This window comes from Pseudomonas sp. RL_5y_Pfl2_69 (genome assembly GCF_963970465.1).
Classification (GTDB): Bacteria; Pseudomonadota; Gammaproteobacteria; order Pseudomonadales; family Pseudomonadaceae; genus Aquipseudomonas.
In genome coordinates, this window is the sequence record NZ_CAXAOU010000015.1 from 98,402 (window position 1) to 116,379 (window position 17,978).

A 17,978-nucleotide genomic window follows, 5' to 3' on the forward strand; every position below is an offset into this window, starting at 1 on the left:
GGCAACAAGCCGGAGACTCACCGGCTACCACGGCCAGGGGGAATCCTGACCCCAGCCCCCTCACGGGGATCGACTGGCTCAGTAATGAGAGCTCTTTTAAGAACGGACACTTTCACTGCTGCACCTGGCTTGCCGGGTGCATCGGGAAAACAACCGAGTAGACATCATGGAATCGACAATCGTAGACGGTGCATGGAAAGGCCACCTCGGCCGAGGCCTTGCGCCGCGGGAACTGCAATTCGTTCTGTCAGTTGCCCAGGGACTGACAGCCAAAGAGATTGCGAGAGCGTTCGACATTGCGCCGGGCACCGTGGTCAAGCGACTGGCCTGCGCGATGTACAAGCTTGGCGTTCACCGCCAGGGCGCGATGGTCGCCGAAGCGATGCGCCGGCAGATCATCACCCCGCTCTGCCTGCTACTGGCCGGGCTGATCGCAATGCACGCAGCTACAGACAGCGAAATATCACGCCGAGACCGCCGCCCCTCAGAACGACGCTTCGCCGAGATGCGTCTGGTGCGCCGTGCCGAAGCGCTAGAGCTCACCGTGTAACCCGAATCAACCAGCGCCACGACAGCCTGTCGCTAACTGCCCGACCCCCTGGTACTCCCCAGCACCAGGCCGTATCGGTCTGATCTTCGGCATATTCCGGCCAGAGTACAGACCGATGCGGACGCCAACCCAGCAGACGCTGGACACCTGCATCACCCCTGCCCTGCTGACGACCAACATGGAGGATTCAGCCATGCACAAGTAAACAAAGACGGGCACGCCCGCACAGCCAGGCTCTTACATACGGTGGCGTTTTAAGAGAGCAACACGGCCCGGTTTCGACTGGGCTTTTTATTACCTGCGTTTATCCGTCAGCACTCCATTGCGCGCCCATCGGCAAACAGCGCGATGCCTGACTGCTGACGAATAAACGTACCCTGTCGAGGATCGACCCATGCATACATCTTTCGCCAAGCGCTGCGCAATTCTTGAGGGGTTGCGCGAACGCACACGCCAGGCCACTGCCGAGTTTTACCAAAAGCCCGGCGTCATGCCGCCGCCACTGGCGCCGCTGATCATCGTGCGCCCAAGCGGCAACAACACCTTCTCGCTGATCAATCGGGCTACAGGTGTGGTCGTAGCCGAGCGCTTCGGCCACAACAATGCCACCAGCCATGCGAGGGTGCTGGAAGCCAAAGCGGCGCAGTTCGGAATCAAGCAGTTCGGGAAATATTTTCGCAGCTGGACATTACGCATCGGCGCATTGCTGGCCGTGTTTGTCTTCTTCGGCAGTGATCTGTGAGGCGTATCAACACCTCGGCGCAGCGCCGCCTTCGCCAGATCCAACACCACTTACCGCCCAGCGGGCTTGAAGAGACAGTTCATGGCCAAATCTGCAACCGAGCGCAAGCGCGAACAGCGCGTGCGGGACAAACTGAGCACGAAGGAAAAAGAAGCGCTCCTGCTGTCACGCAAGATTGTCACGGCCCTGTATCACAACGATGACGCCGCGCTAAAGCGAACTATGGCGCGCACCGGGATCGATGAGGAACAGGATCTGATATCCCGCTTCATTCGCGGCGCCGACCGCATGACTGATCAGCAATTGGCGGACTTAATCCGCCTTCTGTGACTGTCACGCCTGCACGCCACTAGCGACAAATAGTTGCGCTGCTTCCGATCAGAAAAGGCGGCGTGTGATTGTATAGAAATGCTAGGTAAGAGCACAAAGATCCATATGAGGCACCCGGACGGTTTCACCTTCAAGCCCTGCCAGCCTTCGTACACGCAATTGCTAATCAACAATACTTAGAAACACAGTCAAATGACTCGACGACTCAAGCCAATAGATATAGGAGCAGCTAAAAGGGATGCATATAATAAAAACCAATCACTTCGCCAGGCACGAACGGCTTCGAAATCGTAGAGCGAACAAGTCCCGAAGAGAAAATCGACAAACACATTAAAGACATATAATAAATAGCTACCGACGACAAAATTTTAGTGCAAGTAGAGTATCAGAATTAGCAAAAGCACTTACAATAGAATTAATAAGACTTTACAAAGCCCTGCCCCAGAGCTCTCTATGGATCAACAACATAACAAAACAAAACAAAAAGCTCATCTCAAAAAACAAAAAAGAGGCAGGCAACTCCGCATAACTACTACCCACCTCTCCTCTAAGCCTCCATATAAACAACTGACATAATACCGTCAATCGTTTTTCACCTACAAAGAGCAATTAGAACCCCTGCCGAAGCTGGTGGCTTTTTCAGCAACATCAAAAGAGAGCGGAAGACACATATCCAAACACAACATATGCAGGTCCGACTCCCGCCAACCTAATAAATCAAGACCGACTTCCGCCACCATTAAGAAGCGTGCTTACTCGTTTTTCGAATATCAAGATAGCTCGATAGAGTAATATCAATAACAGGGGCTGCAGGAGAAATATTATTTATAATAGGATCCGCATTTATTCTCATAGCAAGTGCTCGCTGCACTACCATAAACTCCTCTGGAGTCTGCTCATTCGCAGAAAGAACATTACTAACAAAAGTACTTTTTAAAGCATGAATCACACCTTCCTTCTCGGACACTTTAGCTTCTAACCTAGCAATATCCGCATCTTTAACTTTAAGCTTATCATTCCATTCTACTTCGCTAATTTTGTCCTTGAAAAAACTAATCAGAAAGGCCAAAAAAACAACTATCGCACAGAGTACGGGGAGAGCAATGGTCTTTTCCTCGTACAACTTGTTAGCATTCGTAACTAAGTAAAAATATGCAATCGAAGTCGCAAAAACATACACGGCCGACCAGAACTTAATCATGGTTACCCCTTCAAGGCGAGTGTTATTCCGTGCCGCCCAAAAGTACCTTTAAGTAAACTACCACTTGAAGAAAGCACCTTAACCAGAGATTCCACCATAGAAAGACCTATAAGCTCATCCGAACAAATAAACTCCATACTGAAATTAACACTAAACCCTTTGTCGCCACTAGACTTTAACACCGACTTTAGAGCCGGCCTGGCATCATTAAAAGAGTTTAACGCCTCCAATATCTTTATTTTCTGTTGCTTCTTACCTGTAGGATACATAAACGAAACATTCAGCATATTCATTGTAATGCTAGGACTCAATATCTGCTGAAATGCCAACACCAAACCCCTAAACTTTAACGTGCCGCTAAAAGCAATAACACCCTCATTGTTTTTTTCAACAGCCGGAGTGTTGGACATTTCAAAATTCGTCACACCCTCAAGCGCTTTCAATTGATTAGTAAAATTTGATCCCATTATTGAATTCGCCTTAATTTGACTAGTTACAGATTACGGACTCAGCTTCAACAATTTATGTTAACCGCCAGAGCTTCTCCTCATCTTACCTTAGGCTCTGCACGAAATCAGCCGAAACCAATTTGAAACCCATAAACATCGCGATTCAGTAAAGTCCGCGACCATCTATGGCATGAGCCCACGATGGCCAAACGGCTAGTACTCCCCCGACGCAGCCTGGGATTTGGTTGCAGACCTCTTTATGGACCTCGCCGCAGCGGGCGGCGCCCACAGGCAGATCATCGCTTGATGCTAAACTGAGCACTATGGGCGCTCTGTTCTGGCGCTGCCTGGCGCGATATGCCTGAGCGCTTTGGCCCATGGTCGACTGTTCATCAACGCTTTCGTGATTGGCGCAATCGCGGAACGTTTGAGCAGATACTCAAGCGGCTTCACATCAAGCCCAACGAGCAAGGGTTAATTGATCTGGAGACCTGGATGATAGATTCCACCTCAGATTGATGCGCTAAGGGTGTCCTCATGACCCATAAGTGCTAGCGACGCGACCTCGCCGTAAAAGCCATCACCGACCTTGTGACAGACGAACAGATGCAGGCCTCGTTCAAAAACACCAACTTTGGCCACACTGATTATCGCGGCCTACTAGCCCAAAGCTGTATCAAGGCGTTGGCACCATGGGGTGACACGCTAACGACCATCCTGCAAGAGCTTCGCCTGATCAGTTGGAACAAGCAGACGGGCAAGATAAAAGTCACCGCCAAAGGGTGTCATTACATTTTGCTTGCTTTCAAAACCGTCTTGGGGTGGAGGCAATAAAGCGTCTCATCCGCCGCAAAATCGAGGCCTGGCTGATCCTGCTGGCAGCCGAGATCCTAATAGGCCGCAATGTCCAGCGCTCAGCCGTGGTTTCTCGCCGCAACAACAACAACAACAACAACAACAACAACAACAACAACAACAACATATGGGCTATGGCCGAACGAAACGAAGCGATGTTCTGTACATCCGCTGGCAAAGGCAATCAGCTGAAGTACTCGAGGAAATGCAAAAAGAAAATCGGGCGCTCGATGGTCTTGATTTCAAAGAGCGCGATCGGGTCGCTGTTAGGTTCAACGAATCGAAAGACGCGGCTTAAAAATTGCGCCTTCTTGAGCTGATGCAGCCCTATAACAAGGCAATGCAAGATCACATCAAGCGATCCCAGGCTATCGACAGGAAAAGCAAAAGGGTCGATGCCCTCTATGAGCAGATCGATGTAGAGCGCCAGAAAGAGCGCAGTTTCTGATCCGCACGCGACAAACCATCCCACTAGATAACTCACCTTCTGCCGCCAAGCGCGGCGGCATGGAGATACGCGCATGGAAACTGAAATCCTCTCAGAGGAAGAGCTGGCCGACCTGACGGGCTACAAACACCGTGGCTACCAGCGTCAATGGCTAAAGGCTCGCAACTGGGTCTTTATCGAAAGTCGCGGTGGTCGCCCTCTTGTTGGCCGGATGTTCGCCCGCATGAAGCTCGGAATAATTTCGCCAATATTGGCAGCCCAACCCCCACCACCAGCCCCTACCTGGACCCCTGACTTTTCTAGAGTAAGTTGAAATGCGCCCTCGCAAAACCGAAAACCAACACCTGCCGCCAAGGATGTATCAGCGCACGCGCCTGCGTAAAAACGGGAAAGTGTGGACGGCTTACTATTACCGCGATGCAACGGGCCATGACATTCCGCTGGGTAAGGATATTAACCAGGCCCGTATGAAGTGGGCCGAACTGGAGTCGAAAGAAAAACCTTTAGACCTGCTTGTAATGAGAGGCATATTTGATCGATACGCCAGAGACATCATTCCCAAGAAAGCCCCAAGGACGCAAAAAGACAATGCCGCCGAACTTCGCCAGCTGAGAGCGGTATTTGATGATGCGCCTATTGATGCGATATCGCCGTCTATGGTCGCCCAATACCGCGATGCCCGATCTGCCAAGACTCGAGCCAATAGAGAGCTCGCTTTGCTCTCGCATGTATTCAACATTGCCAGGGAGTGGGGATTAACTCGACAGGAGAATCCGTGCCTTGGTGTTCGCAAGAACAAAGAGAAGCCCAGGGACTATTACGCCAATGACGAAGTATGGGCAGCCGTTTATGGCTGCGCACCACAAGAAGTTCAGGATGCAATGGACTTGGCCTATTTGACAGGGCAACGCCCGGCAGATGTTTTGGCGATGCGCCGCGACGACATGGCCGGGGATTTTCTGCTGGTACGCCAAGGCAAGACGGGCAAGCGCCTGCGCATTCACTTGAACACCAGTATCGGCCGCAGCAGTCTCGGGCTGTTGCTTGACCAAATCATGCAGCGCAATGCTGCTCACACCTCGCCTTATTTCATTCTCAGCAAAAGCGGTGTGCGGGTGTCCTGGCAAATGATGCGCAACCGCTGGGACGCCACTCGCTTGCTTGCCGCTGACAGGGCAAGAGCATCGGGATCAGTAGAGGAAGCAAAGCGGATCATGCAATTTCAATTTCGAGACATCAGGCCAAAGGCTGCGTCGGAAATTGCAGATATTTCGGAGGCGAGCGCACTTCTTGGGCACTCAAAAGAAGGGATTACGGAACGGGTTTACCGGCGTATCGGAGCCATCGCCAAGCCCACAAAGTGAATTAGTTATGGAACACCATGCCCAAAGTAATGGAACACTTCACTTTCCTGCGCCCAATAAAAAACCCCGTAGACCAAGGTCTACGGGGCTTTCGAATGTGGAGGCCGAAGCCGGAATCGAACCGGCGTGGGCGGATTTGCAATCCGCTGCATAACCATTTTGCTATTCGGCCAATTGTGCTTGAAGCTTCGTCAGAAACATCAAAAACAAGAGTTTGTAACTGCGACTTGTCGCTACAACCATTTGATTCTTCAGCACTTCAGGTAGTTGCCCCCGGGCTGATGGCGCGCATTATGTACTAGAAGGCTGAAGCTGGCAACCCCCTGAATTCTAATAATTTTTAGTTATTTTTCTGCCACGGGTTTTCAGATCACGACATTGCGTACAAACCGCAATGTCCCCTCGCCTTCGTTGCGGTAGGCATGGGGTCGGTTGCTGGCGTACATATAGAACTCTCCCGCGCTAAATCGCAGTACCTGTTCGTCCATGACCAGGGTCAAACAGCCTTCGAATACGTAGAGCTGTTCGCTCCAGCCTTCGGCATCTGCCTGGGAGAGGTATTCCTCTCCCGGCTCCAGGGTCCATTCCCACAACTCGACTTCGCGGGTGGCGGTGGCTTTGGACAGCAGGACGGCTTTGCTCCCCGCCTTCGCACCCGTCCAGGCCACTTCGTTGATGCGACTCGGGTCAGGCGAGCCCGGAGCCTGAATCAAATCACTGAAGGCTACGTTCAATGCCTCTGCAACTCGGTCAAGGGTGCTCAGGCTGACGTTCTTTTCGCCAGCCTCTATAGCCACCAGCATTCGCCGACTCACACCGGACAGTTCGGCCAAGGTGCTCTGGCTCAGGTGCGCCAGCAATCTGAGGCGCCGTACGTTCTGACTGACGTGCTGCAAAACCGACGCACGTTGTGAATTTTCTTTGGGCACTATATTGCTCACCTTGTGGGACTGCGCAGTATACTGCCCAGCTTTGACGCATTGTGCGTCTCCATTCCTGTAGCACGCAAGGTTGCGACGCCAATGAAATTTACCCGATTGCTGCCTTTGACCTCTCGCTTCAGTAAAGCGGAGTGCGTGCTGATTCTGATTACGATGGTGTGGGGCATCACCTTTCTGCTGGTGCAGCATGCACTGACAGCGAGCGGGCCTATGTTTTTTGTGGGGCTGCGCTTTGCCGCGGCGGCCGGCATTGTCGCTCTTTTTTCCATTCGCAACCTGCGCGGCATCACGCTGTTCGAGCTCAAGGCGGGCATGTTTATCGGTGTCTCGATCATGCTCGGCTACGGCTTGCAAACCATTGGCCTGCAAACCATACCAAGTAGCCAGTCCGCCTTCATTACCGCGCTTTACGTACCCTTTGTACCGCTGCTGCAGTGGCTGGTGCTGGGACGCAGGCCCGGTTTGATGCCGAGCCTGGGGATCATGCTGGCCTTTACCGGACTGATGTTGTTGTCCGGCCCAAGCGGCGCGTCCCTGGATTTCAGCCCCGGAGAGATCGCCACGCTGATCAGCGCCATTGCTATCGCTGCCGAAATCATTCTGATCAGTGCTTACGCAGGCAAAGTCGATGTGCGCCGGGTAACTGTCGTTCAACTCAGCACGGCGTCAATTCTGGCGTTTTTGATGATTGTGCCGACACAAGAAGCCATTCCTGACTTTTCATGGCTATTGTTAGCCAGTGCGGTTGGCTTGGGCGCTGCCAGTGCGGCGATTCAGGTCGCGATGAATTGGGCCCAGAAAAGCGTTTCGCCTACCCGCGCCACACTTATCTATGCAGGTGAACCGGTCTGGGCTGGCATTGCGGGGCGTCTTGCAGGTGAGCGCTTGCCCGGCATTGCGCTGCTTGGCGCGGCATTGATTGTTGCAGCGGTGATCGTGAGTGAGTTAAAAACAAAGGGTAAGAAGCTCGAAGAGCTTGAGCAAAAGCAAGGCGACCAAGCCTGCGATTAAAACTGCAAGCCTAAGACGCAGTACGATTTTTTACTTAGAAGCGCTTACACGAGGAGAGAACTGTAGGAAACCCAACCGGTTATCGACAGACTTTGTAGGATTCAGCCACAGGTTCACTGTTGGTGATCTGCAACTCGCCACGTATGATCGCTTACAAACTCCTGCAGATTAGAAGCCTATGTCCCTGATAGTTCTACTGCTTCTGCCCTTCGTCGGCAGCTGTCTGGCGGCTGTTTTGCCGCACAACGCACGTAACAGTGAATCACTGCTGGCCGGTCTTATTGCTTTGATCGGCACTGTTCAAGTAGCCATGCTCTATCCACAAATCGCCCACGGTGGCGTCATTCGTGAAGAGTTCATGTGGCTGCCCAGTCTCGGCTTGAATTTTGTCCTGCGTCTGGACGGATTCGCCTGGCTGTTCTCGATTCTGGTGCTTGGCATCGGCACGCTGGTGTCGCTGTACGCCCGTTATTACATGTCCCCCGAAGACCCGGTTCCGCGCTTCTTTGCGTTTTTCCTGGCGTTTATGGGGGCCATGCTCGGCCTGGTACTGTCGGGCAATCTGATTCAGATCGTGTTTTTCTGGGAGCTCACCAGCCTCTTTTCATTCTTGCTGATTGGTTATTGGCACCACCGCTCGGATGCCCGACGCGGCGCTTATATGGCGCTGATGGTCACGGGCGCCGGGGGGTTGTGTCTGCTGGCGGGGGTCATGCTGCTTGGCCATGTCGTCGGCAGCTATGATCTGGATGCCGTGCTCGCGGCGGGCGACAAGATCCGCGCCCACAGCCTGTATCCAATCCTGCTACCCCTCATCCTGATCGGCGCCCTGAGCAAGAGTGCGCAATTCCCGTTTCACTTCTGGCTGCCCCATGCAATGGCGGCGCCAACCCCTGTATCGGCTTATCTGCACTCGGCAACGATGGTCAAGGCCGGGGTCTTTCTCCTGGCTCGTCTCTGGCCTTCCCTGTCGGGCAGCGAAGAATGGTTCTGGATTGTCAGCGGCGCCGGTGCCTGCACCCTGGTGCTGGGCGCTTACTGCGCGATGTTTCAAAATGACCTTAAAGGCCTGCTGGCCTATTCGACCATCAGCCACCTGGGGCTGATTACCCTGCTGCTGGGCCTCAACAGCCCGCTGGCCGCCGTGGCTGCGGTGTTTCACATCCTCAACCATGCAACGTTCAAAGCGTCTCTGTTCATGGCTGCCGGGATCATTGACCACGAGAGCGGCACACGGGACATTCGCAAGCTCAGCGGCCTGTTCAAGCTCATGCCCTACACCGCGACCCTGGCCATGGTGGCCAGTGCCTCGATGGCCGGGGTGCCGCTGCTGAACGGGTTCCTGTCCAAAGAAATGTTCTTTGCCGAAACCGTGTTCATCAATTCCACGGCCTGGGTAGAAATCGCCCTGCCGGTCATTGCGACCATCGCCGGCACGTTCAGCGTGGCCTACGCCCTTCGCTTTACCGTGGATGTATTCTTCGGCCCGCCTGCGACCAACCTGCCACACACCCCGCACGAGCCTCCACGCTGGATGCGCGCCCCGGTCGAGCTGCTGGTGTTCACCTGCCTGATGGTGGGGATTTTCCCGGCACAAACCGTCGGCCCGCTGCTCGCCGCCGCTGCACAGCCGGTCGTGGGCGGCGAGTTGCCCGAGTACAGCCTGGCCATCTGGCACGGGCTCAATGCGCCGATGATCATGAGCCTGATCGCCATGTCCGGCGGTATCCTGCTGTATGTGCTGTTGCGCAAACAGCTCAAGCTCGATCGTTTCCCGTACCCGCCGCTGATCAAGTACTTCAATGGCAAACGCTTCTTCGAGCGCAGCCTGGTGGTGATCATGCGCGGCGCGCGCCGGCTTGAACGACGCATCAGTACCCAGCGCCTGCAAACCCAGCTGTTCCTGTTGATTCTGGTTGCCGTTATCGCCGGGCTGATCCCGATGTTCTACAGCGGCCTGAGCTGGGGCGATCGACCGAAAATACCGGGCTCGATTGTCTTTATCACCCTGTGGCTGCTGGCGATTGCCTGCGCACTCGGCGCCGCCTGGCAAGCCAAGTACCACCGTCTTGCAGCCCTGACGATGGTCAGCGTGTGCGGCCTGATGACCTGCGTCACCTTTGTATGGTTCTCGGCGCCGGACCTGGCCTTGACCCAACTGGTGGTCGAAGTCGTGACCACCGTGCTGATCCTGCTTGGCCTGCGCTGGCTGCCACGGCGTATCGAAGAAGTCTCGCCACTGCCGGGTACCTTGCGCAAGGCGCAGATCCGTCGTTTGCGCGACTTGCTGCTCTCCACGGCAGTGGGTGGCGGCATGGCATTGCTGTCTTACGCGATGCTGACACGCCAGACCCCCAACGACATTTCTTCGTTCTACCTCAGCCGGGCATTGCCGGAAGGCGGCGGCAGCAATGTGGTGAATGTGATGCTGGTGGATTTCCGGGGCTTCGACACCCTGGGTGAAATCACTGTTCTGGCCGCCGTTGCGCTGACCGTGTTTGCCCTGCTGCGTCGCTTCCGCCCCTCCAAGGAAAGCATGCAGCTACCTGCCCAGCAGCGACTACTGGCCAAGGACGTGATGACCGATCTGGTCAACCCGCGTAGCGCCAGCGATACCGCATTGGGCTTTATGATGGTGCCGGCCGTGCTGGTGCGCTTGCTGCTGCCGATTGCCTTTGTAGTGTCCATGTACCTGTTCATGCGCGGCCATAACCAGCCGGGCGGCGGCTTCGTCGCAGGCCTGGTGATGTCGGTGGCGTTTATCCTGCAATACATGGTTGCCGGCACACAGTGGGTCGAGGCACAGATGAGCCTGCGGCCGTTGCGCTGGATGGGCACCGGGCTGTTGTTTGCAACATTGACCGGGCTGGGCGCAATCCCCTTGGGCTACCCGTTTCTGACCACCCACACCTTCCATTTCAGCGTGCCGCTGTTGGGCGATATCCATGTGGCCAGCGCCCTGTTCTTCGATATCGGCGTCTATGCGGTGGTCGTCGGCGCAACCCTGCTGATCCTCACGGCACTGGCTCACCAGTCCGTACGGGCCCATCGCCCGAGCAATCAGCTTGCCCCGCTGCCTGCCCTTCAATCCGCGCTTGCCACCAAAGAAGGAGCCGCCTGATGGAAGAAGTCATCGCCATTGCTATCGGAGTATTGGCCGCATCGGGCACCTGGCTGGTTCTGCGTCCGCGAACCTTCCAGGTGGTCATGGGCCTGTGCCTGCTGTCCTACGGTGTCAACCTGTTCATCTTCAGCATGGGCAGCCTGTTTATCGGCAAGGAGCCGGTGATCAAGAACGGCGTCCCCCAGGACTTGCTCAACTACACAGACCCATTGCCCCAGGCTCTGGTGCTGACCGCTATCGTCATCAGTTTCGCCATGACCGCGCTGTTTCTGGTGGTCTTGCTGGCCTCTCGGGGCCTGACCGGTACCGACCACGTAGATGGCCGGGAGCCTAAAGAATGAATTTGATGCCGCACCTGATCGTCGCCCCCATTTTGCTGCCACTGCTCACCGCAGCCTGCATGTTGATGCTGGGCGAGAAACACCGACCGCTCAAGGCACGGATCAATCTGATTTCGACCCTGCTCGGCCTGGGCATCTCCGTGATGTTGTTGCTTTGGACCCGCCAGCAAGCCATTCCGGCTTCGATTGGCGTTTACCTGCCCAGCAACTGGGAAGTGCCCTTCGGGATAGCCTTGGTGGTTGATCACTTGAGCGCCTTGATGCTGGTGCTGACCGGCATCATCGCCATCAGCGCCCTGCTGTTCGCCATGGCCCGCTGGGACCGCGCAGGAGCCAGTTTCCACGCGCTGTTCCAGATCCAGCTGATGGGCCTGTACGGGGCCTTCCTGACCGCCGACCTGTTCAACCTGTTCGTGTTTTTCGAAGTGCTGCTGGCCGCTTCGTACGGCTTGATGCTCCACGGCTCGGGCAAAACCCGGGTGTCTGCGGGGCTGCATTACATCTCGATCAACTTGCTGGCTTCTTCCCTGTTCCTGATCGGCGCGGCCTTGATCTATGGCGTCACCGGCACGTTGAACATGGCCGATCTGGCGCTGAAGATTCCCCTGGTGCCTGAAGCGGATCGCGGATTGCTGCATGCGGGCGCTGCCATTCTGGCTGTGGCCTTTTTGGCCAAGGCGGGCATGTGGCCGCTGAATTTCTGGCTGGTGCCTGCTTATTCCTCGGCCAGTGCGCCGGTGGCAGCCCTGTTCGCAATCATGACCAAAGTCGGGATCTACACCGTATTGCGCTTGTGGACCCTGCTGTTTTCCGGTCAGGCAGGAGCATCGGCGTACTTTGCCGGCGACTGGCTGATCTACGGCGGCATGGCGACCATTGTCTGCGCAGCCATTGCCATCCTCGCCGCCCAGCGACTGGAGCGCATGGCCAGCCTGAGCATCCTGGTTTCTGCCGGTATCCTGTTGTCGGCCGTGGGTTTCGCCCAGCCCAACCTGACCGCCGCCGCGCTGTTCTATCTGATCAGCTCCACCCTGGCCCTGAGTGCGCTGTTCCTGCTGGCCGAGCTGATCGAACGTTCGCGCTCCTCGGCCGATCTGGTGCTCGAAGACGATGCCGAACCACAACCGAGTCTGACCGCCACCCCGCCGCCGCGCGGCAGTAACCTGGACGATGAGCAAAAAGTCGTTGTCGGCCAGATCATTCCCTGGACCATGGCCTTCTTGGGGCTGAGTTTCATTGCCTGCGCCCTGCTGATTATCGGCATGCCGCCGCTGTCCGGGTTTATCGGCAAACTCGGCTTGCTCAACGCCCTGCTCAACCCCCTGGGCCTGGGCAACTCATCGGACGCGCCCATTTCGACGGCGGCCTGGAGCCTGCTGGCGTTGTTGATTCTCTCGGGGCTGGCGTCATTGATTGCCTTTTCGCGCATGGGTATCCAGCGCTTCTGGACGCCCCTTGAGCGTGAGTCACCGATACTGCGCCGCATCGAGTGCCTGCCCATCGTGTTGCTGCTCGGGCTGTGTGTTGTGCTGACGTTCAAGGCCGAGCCGGTCATGCGTTATACCCAGGCCGCCGCCGACACCCTGAACAACCCGGAGCGTTACGTGATGGCCGTGATCGGCACCCGTCCGGTGCCAAGCCCGCAAGCCAAGGCGGCAGCACAGGAGGTACAACCATGAAGCGTCTGTTCCCTGCTCCCTGGCTGTCCCTGGCGCTGTTGGCGCTGTGGCTGCTGCTCAACCTGTCCCTGAGCGCTGGCAACCTGCTGCTGGGGGCCGCGCTGGCCATTCTGGCACCACTGATGTTTGCGCCGTTGCGACCGTTGCCTGTGCGCATTCGTCACCCACGGGTGATCATCAAGCTGTTCTTTCTGGTGGGCCGTGATGTGGTGCTGTCCAACATTGCCGTGGCCTGGGGCGTACTGCGGGCTGGCAAACAACCGCCACGCTCACGGTTTGTGAAAATCCCTCTGGATCTGCGTGATGCCAACGGCCTGGCGGCCTTGTCGATGATCACCACCGTAGTGCCCGGCACCATCTGGTCGGAACTGGCGCTGGATCGCAGCGTGCTGTTGCTGCACGTGTTCGACCTGGAGGACGAAGCGCAGTTTATCGAGCACTTCAAGACGGCCTACGAACGCCCATTGATGGAGATCTTTGAATGAGTGCCCTGCTCTCCAATGCCATCCTGCTCAGCCTGTTTATCTTCAGCCTGGCAATGGTCCTGACCGTGATCCGCCTGTTCAAGGGCCCGTCGGCCCAGGACCGGGTTCTGGCACTGGACTACCTGTACATCCTGGCCATGTTGATGATGCTGGTGCTGGGTATCCGTTATGCCAGTGACACTTACTTTGAAGGCGCGCTGCTGATTGCCCTGTTTGGCTTTGTCGGCTCTTTTGCGCTGGCCAAATTCCTGCTGCGTGGCGAGGTGATCGAATGAATAGCGTCAGCGAGTTGTCGCTCTGGATCGAAATACCGGTGGCCCTGCTGCTGGTGCTCAGCAGTCTGTTTGCCTTGTGCGGGGCCATCGGGCTGCTGCGCCTCAAGGAGTTTTTCCAGCGCATGCACCCACCGGCTCTGGCTTCGACCATTGGCGCATGGGGTGTTGCACTGGCATCGATCCTGTACTTCTCCGCACTTAAATCGACCCCGGTCTTGCATGCCTGGCTGATGCCGATCCTGCTGTCCATCACGGTTCCGGTGACGACCCTGCTTCTGGCCCGGACCTCGTTGTTCCGCAAACGCATGGCGGGTGAAGACGTACCGGCTGAAGTCAGCAGCGGCGGGCGCAGCGAAAACGGCAGCTGACGGTGTGGGAGCGGGCTTGCTCGCGATTCAGGCGACGCGATTCGTCAGGTGAACCGCGTTGATCCCATCGCGAGCAAGCCCGCTCCCACACACTTACATCCAGCCCAACCAGCTCCAGTACGTTGCGGCAAACAGCAGCATCAGCAAGTACCCCACCGCCGTCACTATCAACCCGACCTTGGCAAACTGCTTGGCCGTGAAAGTCTGGGTGCCCAGGCACACCATGTTCTGCGGCGCGTTGATCGGCAGGATAAACCCGTAGCTGACCACAAAGCCCAGCAACATGGTCATGCCCAGGCGGTTGAATTCACCCGGCAAGGTTTGCAGCACGGCGATCAAGATCGGCAATAGCGCCGAGGTCAACGCCGTTGCACTGGCAAAACCCAAGTGAATGAGGATCAGGAATGCCCCCAGGATCGCAAAGATCCCCACCGGACCGACCTGATCCAGACCGGTGTTCGCCACCACCTGCGTGCCCAGCCATTGCCCGGCCTGGGTGGTTAGCAGCGCGGTCCCCAGGCTGATCCCGACCCCGAACACGATCACCGTACCCCACGGAATACGTGACTGCACATCTTTCCAGGTCATGACGCCAAATCGCGGCAACAGCAAAAACACCAGGCCGGCGTAGGTGGTCGACGTGGTATCAAAACTGTGCAGTTTGCCCTCGGTGGCCCAGGCCAGCAGCAATGCAATCGAGACCCCCATCAGGCGCTTTTGCGGCCCGGTCATTGGGCCCAGCTCTGCCAGTGATTGTTCGACCGCCTCCTTGCCGCCGGGAATGCTGTCGCTTTCCGGTGGCAGCAGTTTAAGCACCACAAACAGCAACACTGCCGACATGATGATGGCCCACGGCGCACCGGCGATCAGCCAGTCGAGCCAGTTCACCCGGGCGCCCAGCATTTTGTCCATAAACCCCACGGTCAGCAGGTTTTGCGCGGCGGCCGTTTGAATCCCCACGTTCCAGATACTGGTGCCCTGGGCCACGACAATCATGATCCCGGCCGCAATGTTGGAGCGCTTGTCCACGCCAAACGCCAGGATGACCCCCATCATGATCGGTACCACGCATGCACTGCGGGCCGTGGCGCTGGGCACCACCAGGCTGAGCAGAATGGTGACCGCAATCGCGCCCAACAGAATGCGCCGGGTGCTGGTGCCGATGCGCGACAGCGTCACCAGGGCAATGCGCCGGTCCAGGCCGGTATGGGTCATGGCTGCGGCGATAAACAACGCGCCCGCTACCAACGCCAGGGCGGCATTGGAAAAACCGGTCAGGGCCATGGTGATACCGGCCGATGTGCCGTAGAGCTTTGAGGGGTCTGCCAGGGTGGGCGCCATGCCGATCAAAAACGCCATCAAGGACGTGATCATGATGGCGCTGGCTTCGTACGACACCGCTTCGGTGATCCACACCACCACGGCAAACGCCAGAATAGCCAGCATGCGATGGCCGGCCACCGGTAAGTCGGCGGGCAATGGCAGCAGCAAAATGCCGATCATCACCAGGACCGCAATCACCAGGCCTATGGGCAGTTTGGCTTTTGCCGTAGCAGGCGTGGGGGTGGTTGCAGGTGCATTCATGGCCAGTTCCTTGTGCTGGAAAACCCGTGGAGCATAGGCCAGGAACAAGCGATGGGCCTTGATGCCTGTCAAGGCCCAGGGTAGGTAACCTTGTAGCAGCTGCCGAAGGAACGAGGCTGCGTCCGATTGCGAAGCAATCGCAAACCCGAAACATCAGCTCTGCCTGACACAAGGATGAGTCCGACTTTACGACGGCTTCGCAATCGGACGCAGCCTCGTTCCTTCGGCAGCTGCTACGAATACTTCCTGCACACGTTACTGGATCTTGTAGTGAAAGGTATTGCGCACCCCCGGTACGGTCACGGCCTGACCATCGACCATCCGCGGTTGATAACGGAATGTCTCCGCCGCCACCAGTGACGGCCGGATAAACGCGGGATGGCAGTTGCCCACCACTTTGGGGTTGTCGACCTTGCCTTGCGGGGTCACCGAATACTCGACCGTGCAATCACCCTCAATGCCCTTGTCCAGTGCCCGCTGCGGGTAATCCGGGGCTTGCTTGCTGATGGGCAGGTATTGGCGCACATCCGATGCCGCTGCCGCCTGTTGCGCTCGCCTGGCGTTATCTGCTGCCACACGGGCCTGCTGCTCCGACGCTTCGGCCAGCGCTCGCTGGCGCTGAACCTCAACCTGCGCGGCTTTTTGTTGCTCCACTTGCGCCTGTTTCTGCTCCTCCACACGTTTGCGCGCAAGCGCCGCCTGTTCCAGTTTGCGTGCCTGTAACTGCGGGTCCACTTTAGGCTTTACCACCTCGGGTTTTGCCTCAACCACCGGCGCAGGGGCTACCACCGGCAGCGGCTCGGGCGCAGGTGGTGCCGCAGGCATTTCGGCGGGCAGCATCACCAGCCGGGTTTTCAGGGTCGACGGGGCGGGTTCCGGCAATGATTGCTCCATGCTCCAGCCCAGCACCAGAAAAGCCACCACGGCGCTGTGCAGGGCAACACTCACCACCACGGCCTGGCTGTTGTGCCACAGCCGGGTCCAGGGCAACGGCGGAGCGGGCGCCAGCGCGCCATGCATCAACGCGGCACTCATTGCGGCGCCTCGGTCACCAGCCCCAGGTTGTTCACGCCACCTTGCTGCAGGGCCGCCATCGCCTTGACCACGCTGCCGTAACCCGCTTCGTTGTCGGCACGGATATACACCTGGGTGTCGCTGTTTTGCGCCACCACCTGACCGATCTTGGCTTGCAGCTCTTCAAGACTGACGGCACTGTCGGTCTGGTTTTTGGTGTCCAGTTCACTGCCCAGATTCCAGTAGTAACCGCCCTCGGCCTTGACTGACAGCGTGAGGATTTTTTGCTGGCTGTCATTGATCAGGGCTTCGCTGGCGACTTTGGGCAGTTCGATTTTTACCCCCTGGGTCAACATGGGCGCGGTCACCATAAAAATCACCAGCAGCACCAGCATCACATCGATGTAAGGCACCACGTTCATTTCGGCCTTGGGCCCGTGTTTGCGCTGTGGTCGAGCAAGCATGTTCAAACTCCCTTTCAAGCGACGGCGGACATGTTCCGCGAACCGGCATGCAAGCTGCGGTACAAGCGCATCTGCACTTCGTTGCCCAGGCTGTAATAACGGGTCAGCAGGGTCTGGCCACGGGCCGAGAAGCGGTTATAGGCAATCACCGCCGGAATGGCTGCAAACAGGCCGATGGCCGTGGCGATCAGGGCTTCGGCAATGCCGGGGGCCACGGTGGACAACGTCGCCTGTTGCACCTGCGACAGGCCGATAAAGGAATTCATGATCCCCCACACGGTGCCAAACAGCCCGATGTAGGGGCTCACCGAGCCAACGGTCGCCAAAAACTGCAGGCCTTTTTCCAGGCGGATTTCCTGCTCGCTGATGGCCACATACAACGCACGCTCAACCCCTTGCATCACCCCTTCGGCATCCACGGCGGGCTGCTGCCTGAGCTGGGCGTACTCCGTGTACGCGGCGACAAACACCTGCTCTGCGCCCGCGTCTTCATGGCTGACATCGCTGCTTTCGCGGTACAGCGCATTCAGCTCACCCTGAGCCCTCAGCCGCTGCGCAAAGCTGTCCATGTCGCGCTCGCTGCGACGCAAAATGGCGCTGCGCCGCACAATCAGAAACCAGCTCAACAGCGAGGCCACCAACAGGGTCAGCATTACGCCTTTGACCAGCAGACTCGCGTCGCTGATCAGGCCCCAGATCGTCATGTGTTCCATGGTTGCGTGCATGTTGTTACTCCATTGATCCGCGATTTAA

At 57.0% G+C, this 17,978-nt stretch carries 20 protein-coding genes, 1 tRNA gene and 1 pseudogene; 13 read left to right on the forward strand and 9 right to left on the reverse strand.

Going from position 1 to position 17,978, the window contains the following annotated elements; all coding sequences use genetic code 11:
- Positions 1-166: 166 nt before the first annotated feature.
- The 3 genes from AACY07_RS21840 (at position 167) to AACY07_RS21850 (ending at position 1,622) form a co-directional block, all read left to right on the forward strand.
- Positions 167-550: a LuxR C-terminal-related transcriptional regulator gene (locus AACY07_RS21840; protein WP_339477588.1), complete on the forward strand. Its 384-nt coding sequence runs from the start codon at positions 167-169 to the stop codon at positions 548-550.
- 394 nt (positions 551-944) lie between these two features.
- Entirely contained in the window at positions 945-1,292 is a 348-nt protein-coding gene (locus AACY07_RS21845) for a hypothetical protein (protein ID WP_339477590.1), read from the forward strand.
- An 81-nt stretch (positions 1,293-1,373) separates the two neighbouring features.
- On the forward strand, positions 1,374-1,622 hold the full coding sequence (locus AACY07_RS21850; RefSeq protein WP_237149092.1) for a hypothetical protein: 249 nt from the start codon (positions 1,374-1,376) through the stop codon (positions 1,620-1,622).
- Positions 1,623-2,361: 739 nt separating this feature from the next.
- Here AACY07_RS21850 and AACY07_RS21855 read toward each other — a convergent pair.
- Positions 2,362-2,823, reverse strand: coding sequence for a hypothetical protein (locus AACY07_RS21855; protein WP_237149093.1), 462 nt, complete (start codon positions 2,821-2,823; stop codon positions 2,362-2,364).
- A gap of 2 nt (positions 2,824-2,825) precedes the next feature.
- The gene (locus tag AACY07_RS21860; RefSeq protein WP_237149094.1) at positions 2,826-3,290 is read right to left on the reverse strand and encodes a hypothetical protein; all 465 of its coding nucleotides are present in this window, start codon (positions 3,288-3,290) and stop codon (positions 2,826-2,828) included.
- A 183-nt stretch (positions 3,291-3,473) separates the two neighbouring features.
- Between AACY07_RS21860 and AACY07_RS21865 the strand changes: the two are divergent.
- Positions 3,474-3,785, forward strand: a pseudogene (locus tag AACY07_RS21865) (transposase); the annotation flags it as partial.
- Between the two features lie 526 nt (positions 3,786-4,311).
- Here AACY07_RS21865 and AACY07_RS21875 read toward each other — a convergent pair.
- Positions 4,312-4,650 carry a hypothetical protein gene (locus AACY07_RS21875; RefSeq protein ID WP_339477671.1) on the reverse strand — a complete coding sequence of 113 codons (339 nt, stop codon included), beginning with the start codon at positions 4,648-4,650 and terminating at the stop codon, positions 4,312-4,314.
- Here AACY07_RS21875 and AACY07_RS21880 point away from each other — a divergent pair.
- The gene (locus AACY07_RS21880) at positions 4,649-4,888 is read left to right on the forward strand and encodes a DUF4224 domain-containing protein (protein WP_237149096.1); all 240 of its coding nucleotides are present in this window, start codon (positions 4,649-4,651) and stop codon (positions 4,886-4,888) included. The two genes, AACY07_RS21875 and AACY07_RS21880, sit on opposite strands and share 2 nt — an antisense overlap.
- A gap of 1 nt (position 4,889) precedes the next feature.
- Entirely contained in the window at positions 4,890-5,939 is a 1,050-nt protein-coding gene (locus AACY07_RS21885; RefSeq protein ID WP_339477597.1) for a tyrosine-type recombinase/integrase, read from the forward strand.
- A gap of 98 nt (positions 5,940-6,037) precedes the next feature.
- On the opposite strand, the gene AACY07_RS21890 is transcribed toward AACY07_RS21885, so the two are convergent.
- Together AACY07_RS21890 and AACY07_RS21895 are read right to left on the reverse strand one after the other, a co-directional pair.
- Positions 6,038-6,111, reverse strand: a tRNA-Cys gene (locus tag AACY07_RS21890).
- Between the two features lie 193 nt (positions 6,112-6,304).
- Entirely contained in the window at positions 6,305-6,868 is a 564-nt protein-coding gene (locus AACY07_RS21895; protein WP_169917130.1) for a helix-turn-helix domain-containing protein, read from the reverse strand.
- 93 nt (positions 6,869-6,961) lie between these two features.
- Here AACY07_RS21895 and AACY07_RS21900 point away from each other — a divergent pair, with 93 nt between their 5' ends.
- The 7 genes from AACY07_RS21900 (at position 6,962) to AACY07_RS21930 (ending at position 14,163) form a co-directional block, all read left to right on the forward strand.
- Positions 6,962-7,891 (forward strand): DMT family transporter, encoded by a 930-nt coding sequence (locus AACY07_RS21900; protein ID WP_317757737.1) that lies wholly within the window; start codon positions 6,962-6,964, stop codon positions 7,889-7,891.
- Between the two features lie 178 nt (positions 7,892-8,069).
- On the forward strand, positions 8,070-11,012 hold the full coding sequence (locus AACY07_RS21905) for a monovalent cation/H+ antiporter subunit A (protein ID WP_095024535.1): 2,943 nt from the start codon (positions 8,070-8,072) through the stop codon (positions 11,010-11,012).
- Entirely contained in the window at positions 11,012-11,356 is a 345-nt protein-coding gene (locus AACY07_RS21910; RefSeq protein WP_019829081.1) for a Na+/H+ antiporter subunit C, read from the forward strand. The genes AACY07_RS21905 and AACY07_RS21910 overlap by 1 nt, the downstream gene beginning before the upstream one ends.
- Positions 11,353-13,035, forward strand: coding sequence for a monovalent cation/H+ antiporter subunit D (locus AACY07_RS21915; protein WP_095024534.1), 1,683 nt, complete (start codon positions 11,353-11,355; stop codon positions 13,033-13,035). Before AACY07_RS21910 ends, AACY07_RS21915 begins: the two co-directional genes overlap by 4 nt.
- The gene (locus AACY07_RS21920; RefSeq protein WP_095024533.1) at positions 13,032-13,520 is read left to right on the forward strand and encodes a Na+/H+ antiporter subunit E; all 489 of its coding nucleotides are present in this window, start codon (positions 13,032-13,034) and stop codon (positions 13,518-13,520) included. Before AACY07_RS21915 ends, AACY07_RS21920 begins: the two co-directional genes overlap by 4 nt.
- Entirely contained in the window at positions 13,517-13,795 is a 279-nt protein-coding gene (locus AACY07_RS21925) for a K+/H+ antiporter subunit F (protein WP_016780538.1), read from the forward strand. Before AACY07_RS21920 ends, AACY07_RS21925 begins: the two co-directional genes overlap by 4 nt.
- Positions 13,792-14,163 (forward strand): Na+/H+ antiporter subunit G, encoded by a 372-nt coding sequence (locus tag AACY07_RS21930; RefSeq protein WP_095024532.1) that lies wholly within the window; start codon positions 13,792-13,794, stop codon positions 14,161-14,163. The genes AACY07_RS21925 and AACY07_RS21930 overlap by 4 nt, the downstream gene beginning before the upstream one ends.
- 93 nt (positions 14,164-14,256) lie before the next feature.
- On the opposite strand, the gene AACY07_RS21935 is transcribed toward AACY07_RS21930, so the two are convergent.
- The 4 genes from AACY07_RS21935 to tolQ all read right to left on the reverse strand — a co-directional run bounded on the left by AACY07_RS21935 (position 14,257) and on the right by tolQ (position 17,950).
- Entirely contained in the window at positions 14,257-15,747 is a 1,491-nt protein-coding gene (locus tag AACY07_RS21935) for a DASS family sodium-coupled anion symporter (RefSeq protein WP_133079386.1), read from the reverse strand.
- A 255-nt stretch (positions 15,748-16,002) separates the two neighbouring features.
- On the reverse strand, positions 16,003-16,782 hold the full coding sequence (locus AACY07_RS21940) for an energy transducer TonB (protein ID WP_339477604.1): 780 nt from the start codon (positions 16,780-16,782) through the stop codon (positions 16,003-16,005).
- On the reverse strand, positions 16,779-17,225 hold the full coding sequence (tolR, locus tag AACY07_RS21945) for a protein TolR (protein WP_339477606.1): 447 nt from the start codon (positions 17,223-17,225) through the stop codon (positions 16,779-16,781). Before tolR ends, AACY07_RS21940 begins: the two co-directional genes overlap by 4 nt.
- 14 nt (positions 17,226-17,239) lie before the next feature.
- Complete coding sequence (tolQ, locus tag AACY07_RS21950) at positions 17,240-17,950, reverse strand: protein TolQ (RefSeq protein WP_339477608.1); 711 nt, start codon at positions 17,948-17,950, stop codon at positions 17,240-17,242.
- Between the last annotated feature and the right edge of the window lie 28 nt (positions 17,951-17,978).